The organism is Kitasatospora sp. NBC_00458 (assembly GCF_036013975.1).
Classification (GTDB): Bacteria; Actinomycetota; Actinomycetes; order Streptomycetales; family Streptomycetaceae; genus Kitasatospora.
Map to the genome: position 1 here is coordinate 5146946 of NZ_CP107904.1, position 23052 is coordinate 5169997.

A 23052-nucleotide genomic window follows, 5' to 3' on the forward strand; every position below is an offset into this window, starting at 1 on the left:
ACCCGTCCGGACGGGGCCCAGGACCCGCGCGCGCGTGCGACCGTGCGCCCCCGGTCGTTTCGGTCATGTCAATCCGGCGGCCCCCATGTGCTATTCCCATGCCCCCCGGGTCGTTCCTACACTGAAGCCCCGCGAACGGGGACGCGCGGGAAAGAGGTTGCCGGGGGGCCAGGGGGAGGCGCGTGTGAACGACCACGGCTGGGACGAGGACGCGGCCCGGCCCTACTTCTTCCTCAGTTACGCGCACACCCCGAAGGCGGGCGCGCGCGGAGCCGGTGACCCCAACCACTGGGTGCGCCAGCTCTACCGGGACCTCTGCGAGGCGGTCCTCCAGCTCACCACCGTGCCGGCGGGCGTGCCGGTCGGCTTCATGGACGAGTCCATGCACCAGGGCGAACTCTGGGCCGAGCGGCTCTCCGAGGAGCTGGCCAGCTGCCGGGTGTTCGTGCCGCTGTACTCGCCGCGCTACTTCAACAGCATCCCGTGCGGCCAGGAGTGGCACGCCTTCACCCGCCGCCCGGTCTACCCGGCGACCATCGACTCCGAGCGGACCAGCGGCATCGTCCCGGTGCTCTGGGCACCGATGAGCCGCTACAAGCTGCCCAAGGTGGCGAGCGAACTCCAGTTCAACCACGCCAGTTTCGGCCCCGACTACGCCGCCGAGGGACTGTACGCGCTGATGAAGCTCAGCTACTTCCGCTCCGCGTACGAGCTGGCCGTGCACCGGCTGGCCGCGCGGATCGTCGAGGTGGCCGAGGAGACGGTGATCCCGGTCGGGCGGCGGCTCGACTTCAACGCCCAGCCGAGCGCCTTCGACGTCGCCGCACCGACCAAGCGGCTGCGGATCTCGGTCCTCTCGTACCACCAGGGCGAGGTGCCGGTCGACCGCAACCCGGACTACTACGGCACCCGCCGCACCGACTGGCACCCCTACCGGCCGGCCGCCAACCGCCCGCTCGCCGAGCACGCCGTCCGGCTGGCCCGGCAGTTGGGGTTCCAGCCGACCGTGCACGAGTTCGACGACGAGGCCGAGGCACTGCTCGGCGGCGGCGAGCCCACCGCCCCCGGCCTGCTGCTGCTCGACCGCTGGGCGCTCTGCGACGAGCGGCGCCGCGAGCTGGTGCGGCGGTTCGACCGCTCCGACTCGGCCTGGGTCAGCGTGCTGGAGCCGTGGAACGCGGACGACCCGGACTGCGTCGAACGCCACCGCGAGATGGCCGAACTCGCCGACCAGGTCCTGCGGCTGACCCACCGTGCGGCCCGTCCCAGCTTCCTCGGCGTGATCGGCGGCACCCCCGGGCTGGCCAGCCTGGAGGAGTTCGACGACGCGCTGCCGAGGGCCGCGATGAAGGCCAAGTACGCCTTCGAGGGCCGCACCAGGACCGAACCGGAGGCGCCGCCGGCCCCCCGCCCGAGCCTGCGCGGCGCCTTCCGGCCGCAGGGCGGACGAGCCGGCCCCGACCGCTACGGCGGGGACCCGTCCGAACCGGACGACCCCTTCGGCCAGGACGACCCGTTCGGTCACGACGACCACCCTGCACGCCAGAGAGGCGACCGCCCGGACGACGGGACGCCCGGGGGAGGAACCACATGAGCGAGAACCGCACCAGGAACCTCCGCATCGGCGGACTCACCGCCGAGGAACTCGCCGCCCAGCGCGAGGCGGAGCGGGACCGGCACGGACGGATCATCACCTTCTACTCCTACAAGGGCGGCACCGGCCGCACCATGGCGCTCGCCAACACCGCCTGGATCCTGGCCGCCAACGGCTTCCGGGTGCTCACCGTGGACTGGGACCTGGAGGCGCCGGGCCTGGCCAAGTTCTTCCACCCCTTCCTCGACCAGGCCGCCCTCGCCGGGACCACGGGGATGATGGACCTGATCGCCGAGTACCGGGAGGAGGCGCTCCGCCCGGTCGAGCACGCCGAGGGCTGGCACCTGGACTTCGCCCGGGTGCACCCGCACGCGCTCTCGCTCTCCTGGCCGCTGTTCCCGCTCGGCGGCAGCCTGGACTTCCTCTCCGCCGGCCAGTTCAACCGGGACTACTCCGAGGCCGTCACCCACCTCGACTGGGACATCTTCTACGACCGCTTCGACGGCGGGCAGTTCTTCGACGCCCTGCGCGCCGACATGAGCAAGCACTACGACTACGTGCTGATCGACTCCCGCACCGGCCTCTCGGACATCGCCGAGATCTGCACCGTCCAGATGCCCGACGACCTGGTCGTCTGCTTCACCCTCAGCGACCAGTCCATCGACGGCGCCTCCCGGATCGCCCAGCACATCCACGACCGCTACCGCGAGCGCGGCATCCGCATCCTGCCGGTGCCGATGCGGATCGACGAGGGCGAGAAGGAGAAGGCCGACGCCGGCCGGGCACTCGCCCGGATCCGCTTCGACGGCCTGCCGGCCGGCCTCGACGGCGAGGCGCTCGCCCACTACTGGGGGTCGGTGGAGATCCCCTACCGGCCGTTCTACGCCTACGAGGAGATCCTCGCCACCTTCGGCGACCAGGGCGGCACCCAGACCTCGATGCTGGCCGCCTGCGAGCGGCTCACCGCGGCGATCACCGAGGAGCGGGTCGTCTCGCTGCCGCCGATCGACGAGGAGATGCGGCTGCGCTACGTGGACGCGTTCACCCGGCGCCGTCCGTCCGTCCCGGCCGACCTCTACCTCTCCTACGTCCCCGAGGACCGGATGTGGGCGGACTGGATCGAGTCGGTGCTCACCCGGGCCGGCTTCCGGGTGCTGCCCCGCGACCTCAGCGCCGGCACCGACCCGCGCCAGGACACCGAGCGCGGCATCGACGCCGCCTACCGGACCGTCGCGGTCCTGTCGCCCGCCTACCAGCGCTCGCCGCAGGCCCGCGCCCTCTGGGAGTCGGTGGTCAGCTCCGACCCGTCCGGCACCCGCCGCCAGCTCGTCCCGGTCCGGGTCGGCGATGTCCGGCTGACCGCGCCGTTCTCCAACCGCAACCCGGTCGACCTGGTCGGCCGCGACGAGGCCCAGTCGGTGCAAACCCTGCTGCGCGCGCTCGGCCGCGGCGACGTCGCACTCGCCGAGAGCCCGGCCGGCGGACCCCGGTTCCCCGGCAGCAAGCCGCAGGTCTGGGACGTCCCGCCGCGCAACCCCTCCTTCACCGGGCGCTCCGCCGTCCTGGAGCAGCTGCGCAACCAGCTGCGCGGCGGAATGGCCGCGGTGCTGCCCACCCCGCAGACCCTGTACGGGCTCGGCGGCGTCGGCAAGACCCAGGTCGCGCTGGAGTACGCGCACCGCTTCATGTCCGACTACGACCTGGTCTGGTGGATCGACGCCGAGCAGACCGAGCTGGTCGCGCCCGCGCTCGCCGACCTGGCCCGCCGGCTCGGCCTGCGGGTCGGCGACTCGGTGACCGAGGCCGCCGAGGCCGCCCGGGAGGCGCTGCGGCGCGGCGTGCCCACCTCGCGCTGGCTGCTGATCTTCGACAACGCGGACGAGCCGGCCGAGATCCGCCGGTTCTTCCCCGGCGGGTCCGGCCACATCCTGGTCACCTCCCGCAACCAGGCCTGGTCCGGGCACGCCGAGGCCCTGGAGGTGGACGTCTTCACCCGCGGCGAGAGCGTCGAGCACCTCTGCCGGCGCGCCCGCGGCCTCTCCCGGCCGGACGCCGACCGGGTCGCCGAGGCGGTCGGCGACCTGCCGCTGGCCGTCGAGGTCGCCGCCGCCTGGCTGGACACCACCGGCACCCCGGTCGACACCTACGTCGCCCAGCTGCAGGCCGAGGCGGCCCGCGCGCTGGCCGGCACCCGCCCGGCCGACTACCCGACGCCGGTCGGCGCCACCTGGAACGTCTCGATCGCCCGGCTCCGCGAGCAGTCCCCGGCCGCCGTCCGACTGCTCCAGCTCTGCGCGTTCTTCGCCCCCGAGCCGATCTCGATGAACCTGTTCTACAGCGACCAGATGATCCGCGCCCTCGTCCAGTACGACGCGGACCTGAGCGACAAGTTCATGCTCGGCAAGGTGATCCAGGCGATCGGCCGGTACGCGCTGGCCAAGGTCGACGCCGGCACCAACAGCTTCCAGGTGCACCGGCTGGTCCAGGCCGTCATCCGGGCCGAGATGACCGAGGACGAGCAGGAGGTCGCCGTGCACGAGGTGCACCGCATCCTCACCGGCGCCCGGCCCTCCCTCGGCGACACCGACGACCCGGCCAACTGGCCCGCCTTCGACGAGATCTGGCCCCACCTGTCGCCCTCCAAGGCCCACAACTGCGACGAGGCCGACACCCGCCAGCTGCTCATCGACCGGGTCCGCTACCTGTGGAAGCGCGGCGAACTCGACCGGGCCCGCGACCTCGGCCACGCACTGGACGAGGAGTGGACCAGGAAGCTCGGCGAGGACGACCGCCAGACCCTGCTGCTCCGCTTCCAGCTCGCCAACGTGCTGCGCTCGCAGGGCAACTACGCCGAGGCGCTGGCCCTCGACGAGTCCACCCTGGAACGCCAGCGGGCGCTGCTCGGCGAGCACCACCCCTACACCCTGATGACCGCGGGCTCGCTCGGCGCCGACCGGCGGGCCCTGGGCCGGTTCCAGGCCGCCCTCGACCTGGACCGCGAGATCCTCGACCAGTTCCGGGAGCTGTTCGGCGACGACAACCCCCGCACGCTCTCCATGGCGAACAACCTGGCCATCGACTACCGGCTGGTCGGCGACAGCGAGGCCGCCCGCGAACTCGACCAGGAGACCCTGGACCGCCGCACCGCCGTGCTCGGGCCGCGCCACCCGTACACCCTCTCCACCAAGTCCAACCTCGCCCGCGACCTGCGCGAACTCGGCGACTACCGGGGCTCGGTGGAACTCCTCCAGGAGGTCACCGACGACCTCGGCGACGTCCTCGACCCGGACCTCCCGGAGAACCTGCGCAACGCCAAGTCGCTGGCCGTCTCACTGCGCCGGATCGGCCGGCTCGCCGAGGCCCGCCGGATCACCAAGGAGACCTACGAGCGCTACCTGGAGCGCTACGGCGCCGACGCGCCCGACGCGCTGGCCTGCGCGCTCAACCTGGCCGCCGACCACAGCGCGTCCGGCGACAAGGAGGCCGCCCGCGACCTGTGCGCCACCGTCTACGAGGGCCACCGGCGGCTGTTCGGCGACGAGCACCCGTTCTCCCTCGCCTGCGCCAACAACCTCGGCATCTACCTGCGCGGCAGCGGGGACGTCCCCGGCGCGATCGCCCGCGGCACGGCCACCGTGGAGGGCCTCACCCGCTCGGTCGGACCGGACCACCCCTACACCCTCATCGCCATGATCAACCTGGCCAACGCCCACGGCGACGACGGCCGGACCGACCTCGCCGAGGAGCTCGGCCGCACCGCGCACGCGGGCCTCTGCAACCGCTACTCGGCCCGCCACCCCGACGCGGTCGCCTGCGAGGCGAACCTGGCGGTCACCCTGCGGGTGGCCGGCCGGCACACCCCCGCCGCCGAACTCCGGGCCCGGGCGATCGCCGAACTGATCCGCCAGTTCGGCGAGGAGCACCCCAACACCGTGGCCGTCCGGGGCTGGAAGCGGATCAACCGCGACCTCGAACCGCAGCCGGTCTGACGGGAGCGGCGGGGCCGGGCGGCACGGCTGCCCGTCCCCGCCCGGCCCCGAGCCCGCGCCGCCTCGGCGGCACCCCGCGTATGCTTCGGGCCTGATGAACGAGCTGCCCCCGGTCCTGGTCACCCGCCGCCTCGCACCCGGCGTCGTCGAACGGCTCACCGCGCACCACGCGGCCACCGTGCACGACTCCGAACTGCCACTGCCGCGCGCCGAACTGCTGGCCGCCGTCCGCGGCCGGGCCGCCCTGATCACCACCCTCGACGACGCGGTCGACGCCGAACTCCTCGACGCGGCCGGGCCCGGCCTGAAGGTCGTGGCCAACCACGCGGTCGGGCACCACAACGTCGACCTCGCCGCCTGCGCCGCGCGCGGCGTCCTGGTGACCAACACCCCCGGCGTGCTCACCGCCGCCACCGCCGACATGGCGTGGGCGCTGCTGCTGGCCGCCACCCGCCGGCTCGGCGAGGGGGAGCGGCTGCTGCGCTCCGGCCGGCCGTGGGCCTGGGCACCCACCTTCATGCTCGGCATGGAGCTGGCCGGCACCCCGCTGGGCGTCCTCGGCATGGGCCGGATCGGGCAGGCGGTGGCCCGCCGGGCCCACGCGTTCGACATGCCGGTCGGCTACCACAACCGCCGCCCGCTGCCGCCCGGACAGGCCGGCGGCGCCGAGTGGCTGCCGCTGGACGACCTGCTCGCCGCCTCCCCCGTGCTGGTCGTCACCTGCCCGCTCAGCGACGCCACCCGGCACCTGCTGGACGCCCGCCGGCTGGCCCTGCTGCCGCCCGGCGCGGTGGTGGTGTCGATGACCGCCGGCGTCGTCGACGAGGAGGCGCTCGCCGCCGCCCTGGAGTCCGGGGCGCTGTCCGCCGCCGCCGTCGACAACTTCGAGCACGAGCCGGCCGTCCCGGCCGCGCTGCTGGCCCAGGAGCGCGCCGTGCTCGCCCCGCACCTCGGCAGCGCCACCGTCCGCACCCGGCAGGCCATGGGCGGCCTCGCGGTCGACAACGTCCTCGCGGTCCTGGCCGGCGGAGCGCCGGTCACGCCGGTCGCCCCGGTCGGTCCGATCGGCTAACCCGCCGCCCAGTTGAGGGCGGTGGTCATCACCCGGAACGCGCCGAAGTGGGCGGCGCCGGGCTCCAGGAACAGCTCCGCACCGGGGATGTGGTCGGCCAGCCAGCGGGAGTGGTCGACCGGGGAGAACTGGTCGTCGGCGCCGTGCCAGAGCCAGGTCGGCACCGCGATGTCCCCGACCTCGAAGCCCCAGCCGGCGGTGAACGCCAGCACGTCGTCGATCCAGCCGTCGGCGCCGTGCCGGAACGCCTCCCGGTAGTTGCTCTGCAGCATCCGCCGCAGCCCGGTGTCGGCCACCACCTCCCGGTCGGTGGGCGGGAGTTCGGGCCGCAGGCCCTTGAGCAGGCTGATCGGGTCGGCCCTGATCTGCTGCGAGCGGAACAGCATGCCGGCCGCGATCCGGTCGTGCCCCCGCTCCGCCTCCCGGTAGGCCCGGACGTTGGACGGCGTCATCCCGCCGTACCAGTCGAGGCCGGCGGCGTCCCGGGGCGCCAGGCCGACCAGGACGGCCGCCCGGGTGACCCGGCCGGGCAGCAGCGCCGCGCAGGCCAGTGCGTGCGGTCCGCCGCCGGAGCGTCCGAGCACCGCGAAGGAGTCGATGCCGAGGTCGTCCGCGATGGTCCGGACGTCCGCGGCCGCCGCGGCCACCCGCCGGCCGGGCAGCCGGGTGGAGTCGCCGTAGCCGGGCCGGTCGAAGGAGACCAGCCGGACGCCGAGCCGGTACAGGACGGTGCTGCGCGGGTGCGGGCCGACCCGGCTGCCGGGCATGCCGTGCAGCAGGAACACCGGGCGGCCGCGCGGGTCGCCGTGGGTCTCGACCGCGATCGCGCGGCCGTCCGCCGCCTTGACCATCCGTAGCGCCACGTGCGACCTCCTCGGCTCTCGGGGCCCGGCCGTTCGGCCGGTGCGCCCGATCGGTGGATCCGCCCGGCGGGCCCGGTCGGGGCCCGGCCGGCGGTCCGGTCAGTGGTCCTGATCCCGGCGCCGGTCCCGGTCCCGGTCAGTGGTCCCGGTCGGTCGTGCCGCGGACCTCGCGGCGCGCCTGCCAGGTCGTGTGCTCCCGCGAGACGGCGTCCTCGGCGTCCCGGGCCAGCCGGGCCCAGAGCTCTTCGGCATCGGCCGAACCGACGTCCAGACGGGCGAGCTGACTGCTGATCAGCTCCAGCTCGTGGGCGGCCAGGCCGTACGCCGAGGCCAGCGGGCGGTACTGGCGCAGCTGGGCCCAGGCCGCGACCGAGGCGGCGACGGCCGAGACGCTGCCGAGCGCGTCGTAGGAGAACTCGCCCATCGCCCGCAGCGCCGCCAGCACCAGGCCGAGCAGCGGCAGCACCACGCCCAGCACCCCGGTCCAGAACCCGGCCCGGGCGCAGTAGCGGGCCTTGGACCGGTACCAGTCGTGCTGCACCCGGATCCGCTCGCGCAGGTAGACGTCCCGGCGGACCGCCAGCGGCTGGGCCCGCAGCCCGCGCATCGCCTCGGTGATCTGGGTGTCGGCGGGCCGGGCGCCGAGGCCCTGCCCGACCGCGCGGCTGCCCCGGAAGGCGTTCAGCACCCGGCCCAGCTGGAAGCCGTAGAGGCCCTCGGCGTCCGGCAGGCTGCGCGGCGGCGGCTGGAAGGCGTCGGCGCGGACGGCGAACTTCCAGGCGAGGGTCTTGACCGACTCGGCGGCGGCCCGGCCCTCGTACCAGAGGCCCTGGGGGTTCTGCCGGCTCACCACCACGGCCAGGCAGATCGCGCCGAGGTAGGCGGCGGCCGCCAGCCAGGCCCAGAGGCCGCCGTCGGCGGAGCCGGCCGCGGCGGCGGACACCAGCAGCACCAGCTCCCAGGCGGAGAGCCGTACGGCCCGCCGCTGCCCCTGCTGGGAGGCCGAGTCGGCGGCCCAGAACAGTTCGGGCAGCAGCTCGCGCTCCTGCACCCAGCCCATCGGACCCGCACCCGACGCCATCCTCGGCCCCCACCAGTCGCTCCGGTCGCACGCTCTCTGCCCCGGCGGGCGGGCCGGTACGCCTCGGCCGGCCCCGGTCCGTCCGCTTTGGCCGGGAAACCGCCGGAGTTTGTCCCGTATATCGGTGCCCGGGCCGCCGCAGCCCGTGGCCGCCCGGGCCCCCGCCCCGCCCCCGGCCGCCGGACCGGGTGCCCTCCCTGCGCGCCACAGCCCCGGGGGCGCGACGCGCAGGGCCCGACTCAGTAGGTGTAGAAGATCCGGTCGGTGTTGTCGGCCATCTGCTTGGCGTTCCACTCGGTTCCGCCGGGCACGTTGCCGGAGCGGAACAGCGGCGGCGCCGCACCGTCCCCGGCCGCCGCCGCCTCGGCCAGCCGGCCGACCGCCGAGGCGACCACCGCCTGCATCAGGGCACTGGTGACGATCGTGGAGACCGGGCCGAAGGTGGTCTCGGCCCCCGGGTGGGTCAGCTCGCCGTCGCCCACCGCGATCTTGTTGTCGAGGACGACGTCGCAGTGGTCCTTCAGGTAGGTGCCGGACGGGTGCGCCGACGAGACCTCCCCGGGGTAGGCGAGCGAGGTGACCCCGATCACCCGCAGGCCCCGGCCGCGGGCGTGCTGCGCCAGCTCGACCGGCATCACCTGGCGGCCGGAGAGCGAGATCACGAAGAGCAGGTCGCCGGCGGTGGCGGGGGTCAGGTCCAGGGTGGTGGTGGCCAGGCCGGAGACCCGCTCCAGCGCGCTGGAGAGCGGCGCGGGCATCACCGTCACCCCGGCCATGCCGGGGACCTCCAGGAGGTTGACGGGGACCAGCCCGCCGGCCCGGTAGACCACGTCCTGGGCCGCCAGCGAGGAGTGGCCCGCGCCGAAGGTGAAGATTCTGCGCCCCTCGGTGACGGCCTCGGCCAGCAGGGCGGCGGCCGCCTCGATGCCGTCCGCCTCCTCGGTCCGGACCCGCTGGAGGTGGGCGATCGCGGCGTCGAAGTACCGGCCGACCAGCTCGCTCATCTGCTGCCTTCGCTCTCTGCCGGTGGGGGAGCCGGCCGGGTGGGGCGGTCCGGGTGGTCCAGACCGCCGGTGGAGAAAGCTACGGCGAGCACCGTGCTGCCTCACCGGTGCCGCTGTCAACAGCGACGAAAACCCGCGACCGGCGCCCTCCGGCGGACCCGGTAGTCGGTGCGGTGCGTCAGAATTGGCGTGAGGACACCGAGGAACGGAGCCAGCGGCGATGTCTGGGCTGATCGACACCACTGAGATGTACCTTCGCACCATCCTGGAACTGGAGGAGGAGGGCATCACCCCGATGCGCGCCCGGATCGCCGAGCGCCTGGAGCAGAGCGGCCCCACCGTGAGTCAGACGGTCGGCCGGATGGAGCGTGACGGACTGCTCCAGGTCGCGGGCGACCGCCACCTCGAACTCACCGAGGAGGGGCGCCGGCTCGCGGTGCGGGTGATGCGGAAGCACCGCATCGCCGAGTGCCTGCTGGTCGACGTGATCGGCCTGGAGTGGGAGCAGGTGCACGAGGAGGCCTGCCGCTGGGAGCACGTGATGAGCGAGACGGTCGAGCGCAAGGTGCTCGCCATGCTCGGCCACCCGACCCAGTCCCCGTACGGCAACCCGATCCCGGGTCTGGACGAGCTGGGCGACGCCAAGGCCGAGGGCGAGGGCTACGACGCCGGGCTCGTCCCGCTGGACGCGGTGAAGCCCGGGGAGGACGGCGCCAGCGTGGTCGTCCGCCGGATCGGCGAGCCGATCCAGATGGACGGCGACCTCATGCGCACGCTGCGCCGGGCCGGTGTCCGGCCGGGCTCGACGGTGCGGGTCACCGCCGGGGTCGGCGGGGTGCTGGTGGGCAGCGGCGAGAACGCCGCGGAGCTGGGCAAGGAGATCGCGGCGCACGTGTTCGTCGCGCAGACCTGACCGTGCGGACCTGACCGCGGAGACCTGACCGTGCTGACCCGACCGCGTGGCCCCGGTCGTGCGGTCCGGTCGTGCGGACCTGACGAGGCCCCGGCCTCCCGGGACGGCCGACAGGGCCCGGTGCCCCGTGCACCGGGCCCTGCTCGCCCCTCCCCGTCCCTCCCTGCCTTCCGTGCCACCGGCCTCCCCGAACCCGGCCGGTGACACGGCCCCCGCCACCCCTCCCGTTCCCTCCCGTCCCCTCCGTCCCGCCTCGCCCGGCTTCCCCGTCCGAGCGCCCCGTCCGGCGGCCCCTCACGGTGGAATTCCTCCCCTCGGTCGATCATGGCAATCCTTGAGCGTCGTCACTCGTACGAGCGGCTTCGCCCGTTGACCAGCGGGTACACGGAAGCCTTATCCGGACATGCGTATGACGGACCCCGTCTCCGGTGGGAGACAAGGCCCGTCACTCGCGCGCGGGGTCTCGCGCACTGCACGCCCTCACCCGATAGGCGTAGGGCGGCCGTTCAGGGGCGGCCGGCCGGGGGTTCGGCCGACCGGCTCAGCGGCCCGGTTCGGCGGCCGGTTTCAGCGGACCGCCGCCGGCTGGGCCGGGCGGTCGGGCAGCGAAGGGGCCTCGCGTCCGCACGCGTACGCCAGCGGGCTGATCAGCTCGGCGGCGTCCGGCAGCCAGCGGTTGAGCGCGGAGGGTGAGCGGGCCCACTGGGCGAACCCGGTCGGGCCGACCCGGGACGGCGGGGCCACCGTCCAGTCGCCCTCGCCCCGGGCCACCAGGTCCAGCCGCCCGGAGGGCCAGCCGAGCTTGCGGAGCATCTCCGGCAGCTTGGCCGCCACGCCCGGCAGGACCAGGAAGTGCAGCCGGCGGCCGGACCGGCCCGACGCCGCCGGGGCGACGACCACCGGGCCGAGTTGGAGGCCCATCCGCTCCATCCGGGCCAGCGCCAGGCAGCCCGCCATCTCCGGCACGTCCAGCACGTCGAAGGACCGCCCGGTGGGCAGCAGGATCGACGCCTCCGGGCGCTCCGTCCACCAGCGCCGCACCGCCCCCGGCCCGGCGCTGGCCTTGCGCGCCCAGTCCGAGTCGATCGGATGGGCGCCGGGCAGCGGGCAGCGCGGGTCCGCGCAGGAGCAGTGGGCCGGGCCGTCGCCGTCGATCAGCCAGGCGCCCGGGGCGACCTCCCAGTGACGGTTCTCGGCGTAGCCGACGGCTTCGATGAGCAGCGGGGGCAGTTCGGCGCTGCCGCCCTGGTCGGGGGAGTCGGGGATGTCTTCCACGGGCTGCTCAACTACCGTGCGTGAGGCGGGTTACGGTCCGGTGCCGGACGGTCCGCCGCTCGGCGGCAAATCACCCGAATCGGTGAGGTGGACCGGGTCGGAGAGCGCCGGGGGTGGCGGGGTGGGCGCAGTGGGGGCGCACGGGAGCATTTTCCCGGGCGCGTGGGGGGTGGGGATCGTCACCGTGGGTATCCCGCTGGCGTTGCTGATCGCTAACCTGGTGTCAGATTCCTTGGATGGTCGGACAGTCGGCAACAGAGATCAGCAGAAAGCGTCGCCCGCCGGCCGGACCGGAGGGTGTGGGGAGGCGAAGCCAATGGCCGCGAGACCACTTGTCGCACGACAGCCCAACGAGCGCCTGCAGCAGCTGATCCAGGAGGCCAGCTGCTCCAACGCCGGTCTGGCACGGAGGGTCAACCTCTGCGGTGCCGAGCACGGTCTGGACCTGCGCTACGACAAGACCTCCGTCGCGCGCTGGCTCCGCGGCCAGCAGCCGCGCGGGCAGGCGCCGGCGGTGATCGCCGAGGCGCTCGGCCGCAAGCTGGGGCGGAGCGTGTCGGTCGAGGAGATCGGCATGGCCGACGGCAAGAACCTCAGCTCCGGGATCGGGCTGCAGTTCGCGCCGACACTGGGCGCCGCACTGGAGCAGGTCTGCGAGCTGTGGCGCAGCGACGTCGGGCGCCGGGACTTCCTGACCGGCGCGACGGTGGCGGCCTCCGCCCTGGTCGAGCCGAGCCGGGACTGGCTGATCACGCCGCCCGACCCGGTGGTGGCGCGGACCGGCGGCACGCGGGTCGGCCCGACCGACGTCGCGGCCATCAAGGCGACCACCGCGATGCTGGTCGACCTGGACCACCGGTTCGGCAGCGGGCACGTCCGCCCGGTGGTGGTGCACTACCTCAACAGCGTGGTCTCCGGCCTGCTCGGCGGCGCCTACCGCGAGGAGACCGGGCGTCAGCTCTTCGCGGCCGTGGCCCGGCTGACGGAGCTGGCCGGCTACATGGCGGTGGACACCGGTCAGCCGGGCCTGGCCCAGCGCTACTACATCCAGGCGCTGCGGCTGGCCCAGGCCGCCGACGACCGCGGCTACGGCGGGTACGTGCTGGCGGCGTCGATGAGCCACCTGGCGGCGACCCTCGGCAACCCGCGGGAGATCGCCCAGCTCGCCCGCGCCGCGCAGGAGGGCGCCCGTTCGGTGGCCACCCCGACGGCGATGGCGATGTTCTACGCGGCGGAGGCGCGCGGGCACGCCCTGCTCGGCGACGCCCGGGCCTGCGAGGCGGTGGCCGCCAAGGCGCTGGAGATGATGGAGAAGCGCCGCCCGGAGGACGACCCGGACTGGATCGTCCACTTCGACGACGCCTACCTCGCGGACGAACTCGCCCACTGCCACCGGGACCTGGAACAGGCCGGCCAGGCCGAGCACTACGCCCGCCGGGCGCTCGACCTGCACCCGCCGACCCGGGTCCGGCGCCGCGCCGTGGACCTCGTCCTGCTGGCGACGGCGCAGCTCCAGCAGCGGGACGTCGAGCGGGCCTGCGAGACCGGGGCCCAGGCGGTCCGGCTGCTGAGCGGGCTGCGGTCCAACCGGGGCGTGGAGTACCTGGACGAGTTCCGGCGCAGGCTGGAGCCGTTCCGGGAGCAGCGGGTGGTCCGCGAGTTCCAGGCCCGCGCCGAGGCGGAGGCCGCCTGAGCGGGGGGTCGGCGGGGTGCGTGCAGGGTCGGTGAGGGATGGACCGCCCACGTGGTCGGCCGGTTCGTCGAACCGGTAGCGTGGGCGCGACGTCCAAGGAACTGTGATGCCCCCAAGAACCGACGAGATGTGGTCCGCCGTCAGCGCGCGGTCCTGCACAGGTGAGGAATCGCGTTGAGCCAGCGCCGCTCGTACCCCAACTCGGGTGACTTCAACCTGGACGACCTGTTCCGACCGGAGCCCGGTCAGCAGCAGGGGCCGCCGCAGGGACAGCCCCCGGTGCAGCCGGGTCCGCAGCCGGGGCACCCGCAACAGGGGCACCCCCAGGCGGGGCACCCCCAGGCGGCGCCGTCCCCCGGGCAGCCGGAGTACCTCGGCGACAGCGCGTTGCCGACCCAGGCCATCCCGGCCCAGCCGGGCGCCTGGGGCGGCGCACCGCAGCCCGGCTACCCCGGGGCGCCGCAGTCCGACCCGGCGCCGGCGACGCAGTACCTGCCGCCGTACCCGGCCGGCGGCCCGCCGCAGGGCGGCGGCTACCCGGCCGCCCAGCCGGGCTTCGCGACCCAGCCGACGCAGGCCTTCCCGCAGGTCGAGCAGGGCTACCAGGGCTACCCGCCGGCCGTCCAGGAGTACCCGGGGCAGGAGCGCCAGGACTACCCGGCCCAGGCCGCCCCCGGCGGACGCGGCGGGCGCTCGTCCACCAAGCTGGTCGTCGGCGGGGTGGTGGCCGGCTGCCTGGCGGCGGCCGTGCTGGTCGCCGTGCTGATGGACAAGGACGAGCCGAAGAGCCAGGAGCCGAAGGCCGCCCCCGCGGTGACCGGCAGCGGCACGCCCGCCGCCACCCCGACCGCCGGCGCGTCGACGGCCACCGTCAGCCCCGAGGTCAAGGCCCAGGCGCAGGCGCTCTCCGACCTGCTGGGCACCGCCAACGACAGCCGCCAGGCCGTGATCGGCGCGGTCGGCTCGGTGCAGAAGTGCGAGAAGCTGCCCGAGTCGCAGCAGGCGCTGACCGCCGCCGCCGGCCAGCGCCGGGAACTGCAGACCAAGCTGGCCGCGCTGAAGACGGACAAGCTGCCCTCCGGGCAGCAGCTGGTCGAGCAGCTCAACGCCGCCTGGACGGCCTCGGCGACCGCCGACGACGAGTACGCGGCCTGGGCCGGGGACGCGCAGGGCGGCTGCGAGCCGAAGAAGACCGACAACCAGCACTACAAGAACGCCGTGCAGTCCAGCGGGACCGCCACCAACGCCAAGAAGCAGGCGGCCGGGCTCTGGAACACCGTCGCGGGCCAGACCGGCCTGCCGACCCGCACCGACGGCGACCTCTGAGCCGTCCGCCCTCTCCGCTCTCCCCGCCCGGACGCGGGGCGGCGCCGGTGTGCCGGACGGCCGGGACCGGCGGCCCCGGAAACGGCGAAGGGCCCGGACCTGGTCCTTGGGTTCAAGGGGTCGTCGCAACACCACTTGGTTTTAGGTGGTGAGTAGATCACGTAGACGCTCGGCTGGGGTATCCCAGCCGAGCGTCTTGCGTGGGCGGCCGTTGAGTTCTTGGGCGACGTGTTCGAGGTCTTCGGGGCTGTGCGGGCTGAGGTCGGTTCCCTTCGGGAAGTACTGCCGCAGGAGCCCGTTCGTGTTCTCGTTCGAACCGCGTTGCCAGGGTGAGGCGGGGTCGCAGAAGTAGACGGGCATGCCGGTGGCCATGGTGAACTGCCTGTGGCGTGCCATCTCGCTGCCCTGGTCCCAGGTGAGGGAGCCGCGCAGGTGGGCGGGCAGGGTCTGGATGGTGCGGACGAGGCCGTCGCGGACGGTCTCGGCGTCGTGGGCACCGCCCGGCAGGTGGACCAGCATGGTGTAACGGGTGCTGCGCTCGACCAGGGTGGCGATCGCGGAGCGGCCGCCCGCGCCGATGATCAGGTCCCCTTCCCAGTGACCGGGCACGGCCCGGTCCTCGACGTCGGCGGGTCGGTCGCTGATCATCACCATCGGGTCGATGAACCGCGGGGTGCGCCGCTCGGGGTCGCGGCGGGGTTTGCGGCGGGTCCGGCCGGAGCGGACGGCTGCCTGTACTTCCCGTTTCAGGCCGCCACGGGCCTGGAAGTACAGCGCCTGGTAGATCGTTTCCACGCTCACCCGCATGCTCTCGTCGTCGGGATGCTCCGTCGGTAGAGCGTGGCAGATCTGTTCCGGTGACCACCGGACGCGCAGTCTGTCCTGCACGAAGCCGCGCAGTCGTCCCTCGCGCAGCAGCTTGCGCTCCTTGGGCCGGGGCCTGCGTGCGGCGGCCGCCCGGTGGGCCGCGTAGGGCTGGTATCCCTTGCTGCCCGAGTTCGCGTCGATCTCCCGCTTGACCGTGCTCGCCGGCCGCCCCAGGGCACGTCCGATCGCCCGCAACGACTGACCGAGTGCCTGGAGATCCCGTATCCGTTCGCGCTCGGCCAGTGTCAGGAACCTCGGGTGCAGTTGCTGTTCCAGGGCCGTCAGGCCCACTGGTGCCGTGGTCACACCGCACATCGTGACGGTCCCGGTGGCGTAGTCGACACGGCGGCCGTCGGGATAGGTCCGCGTCATGGCACTCTTCTTGACGCCCTGGTCCCAGTCCCTGGCCGTGCGCTCGCTCACACCGACCCGCCGGGCCGCCTCCTGACGCGCGACACCCCCGGCCCGGAGCCGCTCGTACTCGTCGCGCCCGGGGTGCCGCCGTGGCAGGCGCACCGAGCTCTGTCCGGCCTTCCGGGCCCAGCCGAAGGCGGTGTTCCGGTTCATCCCCAGCTCACGCGCCACCACGGTCACGTTCCCCACGGCATCCAGCCGCGCAAGGAAACGCTCCCTCAACCCCGAAAGATCATCGCGTCCAACGCCCACGGTCCCCGCAACTCCCATCGATCACGGGTGTTGCGAGGACCGTTAGAACCCAAGGTCGGTCGGGGCCCCTCCGTGCGGGCTGGGTCAGGCCGGCGGCTTGCCCCCGGTGAGGACCCAGCGCACGTCGACGAAGCCGGGCCGCTGGAGGGTCATCTGCCCGCCCTTGACCACCTGGTAGGTGACCCAGGTGTTCACCAGCCGGGGCGACTCCGTGCTCGGCAGCATGTTGGTGGTGCCCCAGTTCAGCGGCGGGGTGAGCCCGACGTCGATCTGCTCGCCGCTGTCCAGCAGCGAGGAGACGGCCTTGCTGCCGATCGGGCGGCCGGCCCCGTTCAGCCGCTCGGCGACCTGCTGGAACACCTGGTACGCGACCCAGGTGGTCTGCACCCCGGGGTCGGCGGCGTCGATGGTCTTGCCGGCGGCGCTGTCGGCGCGGATCACCGCACGCAGCCCGTCCCAGATCTTGGCCGACTCGGGCGGGAACCACCCGGTCACGAAGGCACCCGCCAGCGGGCCGGTGTCGCCGCCGGTGGAGTCCACCACCGACTGCTGCACGCTCCCGATCACCGAGGCGATCCGGGTGTTCTTCGAACCGGTCCGGCGGAAGGCGTCGAGCAGGTTGCCGGTCGGCTCGGCGCCCAGCGCGCTGGTGACGCAGTTGCCCGGCTGGTCGGTGCCGACCGCCTTGCGGACGGCCGGGGAGTAGTCGTTGGACTTCTCCGGGGCCTTGACGTCCAGCAGCTTGATGCCGGCCGGCCGGAGCGCGTTGCCCAGGTAGCCGAGCAGGTTGTCGCCGGCCGGGGTGTCCGGCCGGATCAGGGCGACCGACTTGCAGCCGGCCTCCACCAGCTGGCGCCCGCTGCCGCCGATCAGGGCGGGCATGCCGCCGCCCACGGGGTAGGAGAGCGGGCTGCTGAACTCCGGCTGGGAGAGTCCGTAGCCGCCGATCAGCGGGATGCCGGCGCGCTCCAGCGTGGGCATGAAGTCGTCGCCGTACTGGCTGTAGGAGCCGATCACGGCGACCGCCTTGGCGTCCACCGCCTGCTGCGCGCAGGCCTTGGCGCCGTCGGAGGTGTTGTGCTCGTTGCAGGTGATCACGCGCAGCGGGCGTCCGGTGAGGCCGCCCTTGACGTTGATGTCCCGGCCGATCGCCTCGGCCAGCGCGGTCATCCCGGGCCGGTCGGCGGAGCCGGTGCCGGACGGGGCCCACGTCATCACGGTGAGCTCGCCGCTGCCGGTCGCGGCGTCGGCCGGTCCGCCGCACGCGGAGGCCGAGAAGAGGGTCGGGAGCAGCACCGCGGCGGTGGCCGCGGCGGCGATCGGGCGCCGGCGGCGCCGTCCCGCGTTGGGGCGCATGTCCTGGGACGAGCCCTTTCGGCTGGTCATCGGTCTTCCCTCCCTGGGCGCTGTCCTGCGCACGGACACCAGCCAAGCCCCGGCGCCGCAAGCCGAGAGGGCCTAAAAGCGAACGGCCGGGAAACGGCGACAGAACTCCGGGCACGGACGCGTGTAGACCGGGAGTGGAGTACGAACGGTGGGGGAACGTACGATCGTTGACCATGTCCGCCAGCACAGAATCTTCGTATCGGTCTGCCCGAAACCCTTCTCGTCCGGGCCACCGCTCCAGCACGATGGGCGGCATGTCGCTCAACGACCTGCCCTGGTGGCGCTGGCGGGCCCGCCTGCGCTCGGCGCTGCACATGCTCTCCGACCCCGCGTTCCAGCAGGACACCTGGCTGGCCGGCCGCGAGGGGTACGGCGACGTGACCGACGCCGTCTACCGGCTGGTCGAGGACACCTGGCTGGACCGCTGGTCGGCGGAGAAGTACGTCGGCACGATCTTCCGGGACTCCGCGGAGGCCGCGCTGGTCGACGTCGCGGTGCTGAGGGCGGTGGGGATACTGCACCAGGTCGGCGCGGACGCCCCGGCCTCCGCGTACCTGGCGCACCACGGCTGGCCGGAGGCGGTCCGGGCGGCCCGCGAGGCGCACGCCAAGCTGGCGGTCAACGACGGTGAGGACCCGGACGTCCCGCCGCGCTCGCTGGACGTGCTGCGGATCCTGACCCAGGTCTGAGGCCGCGGGCCGGCGCCCGGTCGGGCCCGGGCCCGACCGGTCCCGGGGTCCGTTGCGGGGCCGCTCCGAGGTCCGTCCCGGGGTCCGTCCCGGAGTACGGGCAGCGGGGCCGGGCCCGTCCCCGAGTGTGAAACGCTGGGCCATTCACTCCAGCACGAGCTCAGGACGGGATACCACCACCGTGGAACAGCAGCCGGCGGCCAGCGCCCAGTACGTCCTCACGCTGTCCTGCCCCGACAAGCAGGGCATCGTCCACGCGGTCTCCAGTTACCTCTTCATGACCGGGTGCAACATCATCGACAGCCAGCAGTTCGGCGACGGGGACAGCGGGCTGTTCTTCATGCGGGTGCACTTCTCCGCCGTCGAGCCGGTGACGGTCGACAAGCTCCGGGCGAGCTTCGCCGCGATCGGCGCCTCGTTCGGGATGGACTGGCAGATCCACCCGAGCGACGAGAAGCTGCGGATCGTGCTGATGGTCAGCAAGTTCGGCCACTGCCTCAACGACCTGCTGTTCCGCACCCGGATCGGCGCGCTGCCGGTGGAGATCGTCGCGGTGGTCTCCAACCACACCGACTTCCGGGACCTGACCGAGGGCTACGGCATCCCGTTCCACCACATCCCGGTCACCCGGGACACCAAGGACGAGGCCGAGCAGCAGCTGCTGGACCTGGTCGCCAAGGAGAACGTCGAGCTGGTCGTGCTCGCCCGCTACATGCAGGTGCTCTCGGACCGCCTCTGCACCGAGCTCTCCGGCAAGGTGATCAACATCCACCACTCCGTGCTGCCGAGCTTCAAGGGCGCCAAGCCGTACCACCAGGCGCACACCCGGGGCGTGAAGCTGATCGGCGCCACCGCGCACTACGTCACCGCCGACCTCGACGAGGGCCCGATCATCGAGCAGGAGGTGGCCCGGGTGACCCACGACGTGACCCCGGACCAGCTGGTCGCGCTCGGCCGGGACGTCGAGTGCCAGGCGCTGGCCCGCGCGGTGAAGTGGCACAGCGAGCACCGGGTGCTGCTGAACGGGACGCGCACCGTCGTCTTCGCCTGAGGCCGGTCCGGCCCGCGGGGTCCACGGCCGGTCCGGCTCCGGGTCCACGGCCGGTCCGGCTCCGGGTTCAGGGCCGGGAGAGCAGCGGCGTCGCGCGCAGCACCTCGCGGATCGCGGCCCGGTCGCCGTGCTCGCCGACCGGCACCCGGTCCGGGTCGCGGTGCGCGGCGGCCAGCTGGCAGAACTCCAGCCCGTCCAGCACCAGCGACGCCACCGGCTCGCCCCCGGGCGGGCCGGACTCCGGGCCGTCCAGCGGTATCAGCCACTCGCCGGCGGCCGGTCCGTCGATCACCAGCCGGACCAGGCGGCCGGTCCGCCCGCCGCCGTCGGCCCGCCCCTCCGTCCGCCCGTCGGGCGTGCCGGCCGTGGCCCCGGCGTGCTCGGGCCGGGCCGCGCGCTGTCCGGCCAACACCAACGGCAGCATCCGGACGGCCAGGTCGATCATCTGCCGCAGGTGCTGCGGGGCCGGCGGGGCGTACGGGTAGGCGACCGCCCGGGCCACGTCCTCGCCGTGCACGTAGCACTCGAAGGCCCGGTCGACGAAGGCGTCCCGCAGCGGGACGGTCGCGAAGCCGAAGTCGACCGGGGTGTTGCCCTGCGGGGTGAGCGCGGCGGAGCGGACCAGTTCGTGGCAGTGCCGGCGCCACCGGGCGCGCACCCGCTGCGGCGGCTGGCCCGCCTGCTCGGCGGTCAGCCGGGCGGTCCGCTCGGTGATCCCGGCCCAGCGCGGGCCGCCCTGCGCCGGCACCCGGGGGAGCGGCGGGACGGCCTCCTGCGGCGGCACCCGTCGGGTGACGGCCTGCGCGGCGCCGCCCGGAACGGGGTCGGGCAGGCCGAGGGCGACGGCCAGGTAGCCGTCCACGGCGGCGAGGTGGCAGAGCACCTCGGCGGGCCGCAGGTAGTCGGTGCCGCCGTGCCAGGGGAGTTCGGCCACCTCCTGCCACTCCTCCGGGCCGAGGTCGCGGAGCAGCGCGTCGAGCTTGGCGGTCTCGGCGGTGTACGGCGCGCCCCAGGCCGGGACGGGCAGGTCGGCCGGGCGCCGTCCGAGGCACCAGTCGAGCACCTGCTGGCGCAGCGGGCCGGGCTGGTCGAGGGGTTCGTCCACGCCGAGCCAGCCGGCCGCCTCGCGCAGCCGGGCGGCCTCCGCGGCGCACTCCGGGCAGGACCGCAGGTGCTGTTCCAGCTCGGCGGCCTCGCGGTGCGGGACGGCGCCGAGGGCCCAGGCACCGAGCAGGGAGCGCAGGGCCTCGTGCTGATCGTCGGTGATCGTCACGTTCCCCCGCCCTCCGTCCGCCGGCCGTTGCCGCATCCCAGGTCGTCCGTCCCGCCGGTCGTCCCGCCAGTCGTCCCGTCGTCCTGCTCGCCGTGCTTCCCGCTCCGCTTCCCGTCGTGCGCTGCGCCGGGTCGCCCGGGCGCCGGGGTGCCCCGGTGCCGGGCGCGTTCCTCTTCGAGTTCGGTGGCCAGCAGATCCAGGCCGAGCCGCATCCGCTGCTTGGCGGTCTGTTCGCTGATGCCGAGCCGGCGGGCGGTCTCCTGGTAGGTGCGGCCGTCGTAGTACGACTCCGCGATCGTCTCACGCAGCGGCTGCGGCAGGGAGGCGACCACGTACTGGACCCGCGCGGCGGTGGCGACCGTCCGGATCTCCTCCTCGGCGGCGCCGTCCTCGCCGGGGCCGACCGGTCCGGCCTCCGCCAGGCGGCGGGCCCGCAGCCGGTCCACCGCCCGGCGGTGGGTCAGCGCGCCGAGCCAGGAGCGGAGCGATCCCCCGGCCGGGTCGAAGGACTCGGGGTGCTCCCAGACGTGGGCGAATATCTCCCGGGTGAGCTGGGCCGCGGCGGTCTGATCGGCGAGGATCCGCCCGGCCAACCCGTGGACCATCGGGGCGAGTTGGTCGTAGAGCTCGCCCAGGGCGGTCTCCTCGCCGCGGGCCAGGCGCCGCTGGAGCTGTTCGTCCCAGCGCGGGGCGCCGTCGGTGGTGGCCATCGGTCACCACCCCTCCTGCCGTACCGACCGCTGACCCGACCCACGGTATCCCGCGCCGTTCGGGCGGTGGAGGGAATCCGTGAAGAACGGAGGAGCCTGCCCCGGATCGTCGGACCGCGGGATGGGCGGCCGATCCGGCCGCCCGGGCCGGGCCCCGTTCGAAGGCGGTCGGACATATGTCGTACGGGTGGTTCGCGAGTGGCGGGTGCGGCGGCGGGGGCGGACGGCGGTAGGTTCACCTCTGCGTCTTCGGCCGGTCGGCCGGGGCCGGGCGGTCGCCGGTCCGAGGCTCGCCAGGGTGAGCGGGACAGTATGCCCTGCCCTGTCCCCCGATCGCTGGAATATGCCTGAAGCGCTTGCTGCGGCCGGTCCGCCGAATCATCCTGAGGCGTATTCGTGTCGCGGCCGGTGCGCGACGGACGAGGAGACACGGGTGCGCCGTACCCGAAGCGACGTGCGGCGGCCCGGTGGGCGGCGGCCCGACGGACGGCGGCCCGGTGAGTGCCCGGGCAGGCCGGGCGATCAGGCGAGGCCGGACGATGGCCGAACTGCGAGTGCAGGTGGTGGAGCAGTGCAGGTTCTACAGGTACAGCTGGCGGTGCAGGCGGACCCCGCCGAGGTCGGCCGGGCCCGTCGGTGGGTGCGCTCGCGGCTGCTCAACCACGGCGTCGACCCGGACGCGCCGATCGCCGAGACGGTCGTGCTGGTGGTCTCCGAACTGGTGACCAACGCGGTGGTGCACACCGGCTGTCCGGCCGTGCTGCGGCTCTGCTTCCCGATCGGCGAAGGCCCGGGCGGTGACGGCCCGGGCGGGTCGGCACCGCCCGTCGGCGTGCGCGAGTCGGCGACGGTCGGCCCGCTGCGGGTCGAGGTCGCCGACGCCAGCCAGGCCGCCCCCGCCCCCCGGCACGCCGGGCCGGACGTGGACGCCACCAACGGGCGCGGTCTGGAGCTGGTCGAGCTGCTCTGCGACCGCTGGGGCTGGTACCCGGACGGCGCCGGCAAGCGGGTCTGGTGCGAGATCAGTCCGGACGTCCGGCCGGCGGATCCGCTGCTCACCGTGGACTGGGCCGCGCTGGCCCAGTGACGGGTGCTCACCCGGGCGCCGAGGGTCGGTACCGGGGCCGATACGGGGTCGGTACCGGGCCGGGGTGCGACCGGACGGTGGTCCCGGAGCCGGTCCGCGGCGGTCCGGTGATCGCCGGGCCGAAACCTGACGCAACCATTCCGAATTTCGGACAACCCATTGACGTGACGTATCCGACTGATCACTCTTGGGTGCAGCTCTTCGTTGCGAGGGGACGCCGAGGGAACACCCGAACGCCGCTGTGGTGCTGCTGTCCAGGGGGATCGTGTCAGCAGGGGGGCCGCAGTCTGCCGGTCGTGCGCTGGCTCCTTGGCGAGTGCGGAGGGTGCAGCGCGGGTTCAGGGCCCGCGCGTCGAGGTTGGATGGCGGTCGGCCGTGCCGTGCTCGGGGTGCGTGCGGCCCGCCGCCATCCGATCCGCCCTTCGTGAGCGGTCGTTTCCGGCCACCGGGTCCGCCAGCCGGACGCCCGGATCCGGTCGGCCGGTAACCGCCCCTCGTTGTCCCGATTCCGAC

Annotated in this window: 17 protein-coding genes; 9 read left to right on the forward strand and 8 right to left on the reverse strand. The window is 74.1% G+C overall.

The features are described from left to right. Positions 1-184 precede the first annotated feature (184 nt). The 3 genes from OG550_RS21460 to OG550_RS21470 all read left to right on the forward strand — a co-directional run bounded on the left by OG550_RS21460 (position 185) and on the right by OG550_RS21470 (position 6655). Complete coding sequence (locus OG550_RS21460; RefSeq protein ID WP_327679935.1) at positions 185-1594, forward strand: TIR-like protein FxsC; 1410 nt, start codon at positions 185-187, stop codon at positions 1592-1594. Continuing rightward, positions 1591-5583 (forward strand): FxSxx-COOH system tetratricopeptide repeat protein, encoded by a 3993-nt coding sequence (gene fxsT, locus OG550_RS21465; RefSeq protein WP_327679937.1) that lies wholly within the window; start codon positions 1591-1593, stop codon positions 5581-5583. The genes OG550_RS21460 and fxsT overlap by 4 nt, the downstream gene beginning before the upstream one ends. A gap of 94 nt (positions 5584-5677) precedes the next feature. Further along, positions 5678-6655 carry a 2-hydroxyacid dehydrogenase gene (locus OG550_RS21470; protein ID WP_327679939.1) on the forward strand — a complete coding sequence of 326 codons (978 nt, stop codon included), beginning with the start codon at positions 5678-5680 and terminating at the stop codon, positions 6653-6655. Here the strand turns inward: OG550_RS21470 and OG550_RS21475 are convergent. The 3 genes from OG550_RS21475 to OG550_RS21485 all read right to left on the reverse strand — a co-directional run bounded on the left by OG550_RS21475 (position 6652) and on the right by OG550_RS21485 (position 9603). Then, positions 6652-7506: an alpha/beta fold hydrolase gene (locus OG550_RS21475; protein ID WP_327684026.1), complete on the reverse strand. Its 855-nt coding sequence runs from the start codon at positions 7504-7506 to the stop codon at positions 6652-6654. The two genes, OG550_RS21470 and OG550_RS21475, sit on opposite strands and share 4 nt — an antisense overlap. 148 nt (positions 7507-7654) lie before the next feature. Beyond that, positions 7655-8578, reverse strand: a complete 924-nt coding sequence (locus OG550_RS21480) for a DUF4231 domain-containing protein (protein ID WP_327679941.1) — start codon at positions 8576-8578, stop codon at positions 7655-7657. Between the two features lie 260 nt (positions 8579-8838). After that, positions 8839-9603 carry an SIS domain-containing protein gene (locus tag OG550_RS21485; RefSeq protein ID WP_327679943.1) on the reverse strand — a complete coding sequence of 255 codons (765 nt, stop codon included), beginning with the start codon at positions 9601-9603 and terminating at the stop codon, positions 8839-8841. A 220-nt stretch (positions 9604-9823) separates the two neighbouring features. On the opposite strand from OG550_RS21485, the gene OG550_RS21490 reads away from it, so the two are divergent. Further along, positions 9824-10516: a metal-dependent transcriptional regulator gene (locus OG550_RS21490; RefSeq protein ID WP_327679945.1), complete on the forward strand. Its 693-nt coding sequence runs from the start codon at positions 9824-9826 to the stop codon at positions 10514-10516. A 567-nt stretch (positions 10517-11083) separates the two neighbouring features. On the opposite strand, the gene OG550_RS21495 is transcribed toward OG550_RS21490, so the two are convergent. Then, complete coding sequence (locus OG550_RS21495; protein WP_327684027.1) at positions 11084-11782, reverse strand: bifunctional DNA primase/polymerase; 699 nt, start codon at positions 11780-11782, stop codon at positions 11084-11086. Positions 11783-12107: 325 nt separating this feature from the next. Here OG550_RS21495 and OG550_RS21500 point away from each other — a divergent pair, with 325 nt between their 5' ends. Next, a complete protein-coding gene (locus OG550_RS21500) occupies positions 12108-13484 on the forward strand; it encodes a transcriptional regulator (protein WP_327679947.1) in 1377 nt (458 codons plus the stop codon). A 174-nt stretch (positions 13485-13658) separates the two neighbouring features. Next, positions 13659-14810, forward strand: coding sequence for a hypothetical protein (locus OG550_RS21505; protein ID WP_327679949.1), 1152 nt, complete (start codon positions 13659-13661; stop codon positions 14808-14810). A 141-nt stretch (positions 14811-14951) separates the two neighbouring features. Here the strand turns inward: OG550_RS21505 and OG550_RS21510 are convergent, their stop codons facing one another. Together OG550_RS21510 and OG550_RS21515 are read right to left on the reverse strand one after the other, a co-directional pair. After that, positions 14952-16187, reverse strand: a complete 1236-nt coding sequence (locus tag OG550_RS21510) for an IS30 family transposase (protein ID WP_442906122.1) — start codon at positions 16185-16187, stop codon at positions 14952-14954. Positions 16188-16427: 240 nt separating this feature from the next. Next, positions 16428-17729 (reverse strand): ABC transporter substrate-binding protein, encoded by a 1302-nt coding sequence (locus OG550_RS21515; RefSeq protein ID WP_327679951.1) that lies wholly within the window; start codon positions 17727-17729, stop codon positions 16428-16430. A 254-nt stretch (positions 17730-17983) separates the two neighbouring features. On the opposite strand from OG550_RS21515, the gene OG550_RS21520 reads away from it, so the two are divergent. Both OG550_RS21520 and purU read left to right on the forward strand, forming a co-directional pair. Beyond that, positions 17984-18418 carry an SCO4402 family protein gene (locus tag OG550_RS21520; protein WP_442906047.1) on the forward strand — a complete coding sequence of 145 codons (435 nt, stop codon included), beginning with the start codon at positions 17984-17986 and terminating at the stop codon, positions 18416-18418. 181 nt (positions 18419-18599) lie between these two features. Next, positions 18600-19469, forward strand: coding sequence for a formyltetrahydrofolate deformylase (gene purU, locus OG550_RS21525; protein ID WP_327679954.1), 870 nt, complete (start codon positions 18600-18602; stop codon positions 19467-19469). 67 nt (positions 19470-19536) lie between these two features. Here the strand turns inward: purU and OG550_RS21530 are convergent, their stop codons facing one another. Together OG550_RS21530 and OG550_RS21535 are read right to left on the reverse strand one after the other, a co-directional pair. After that, positions 19537-20742, reverse strand: coding sequence for a zf-HC2 domain-containing protein (locus OG550_RS21530; RefSeq protein WP_327679956.1), 1206 nt, complete (start codon positions 20740-20742; stop codon positions 19537-19539). Beyond that, positions 20739-21452: a sigma-70 family RNA polymerase sigma factor gene (locus OG550_RS21535; RefSeq protein WP_327679958.1), complete on the reverse strand. Its 714-nt coding sequence runs from the start codon at positions 21450-21452 to the stop codon at positions 20739-20741. Before OG550_RS21535 ends, OG550_RS21530 begins: the two co-directional genes overlap by 4 nt. Positions 21453-22023: 571 nt before the next feature. Here OG550_RS21535 and OG550_RS21540 point away from each other — a divergent pair. Then, on the forward strand, positions 22024-22539 hold the full coding sequence (locus OG550_RS21540; protein ID WP_327679960.1) for an ATP-binding protein: 516 nt from the start codon (positions 22024-22026) through the stop codon (positions 22537-22539). Positions 22540-23052: the final 513 nt, after the last annotated feature.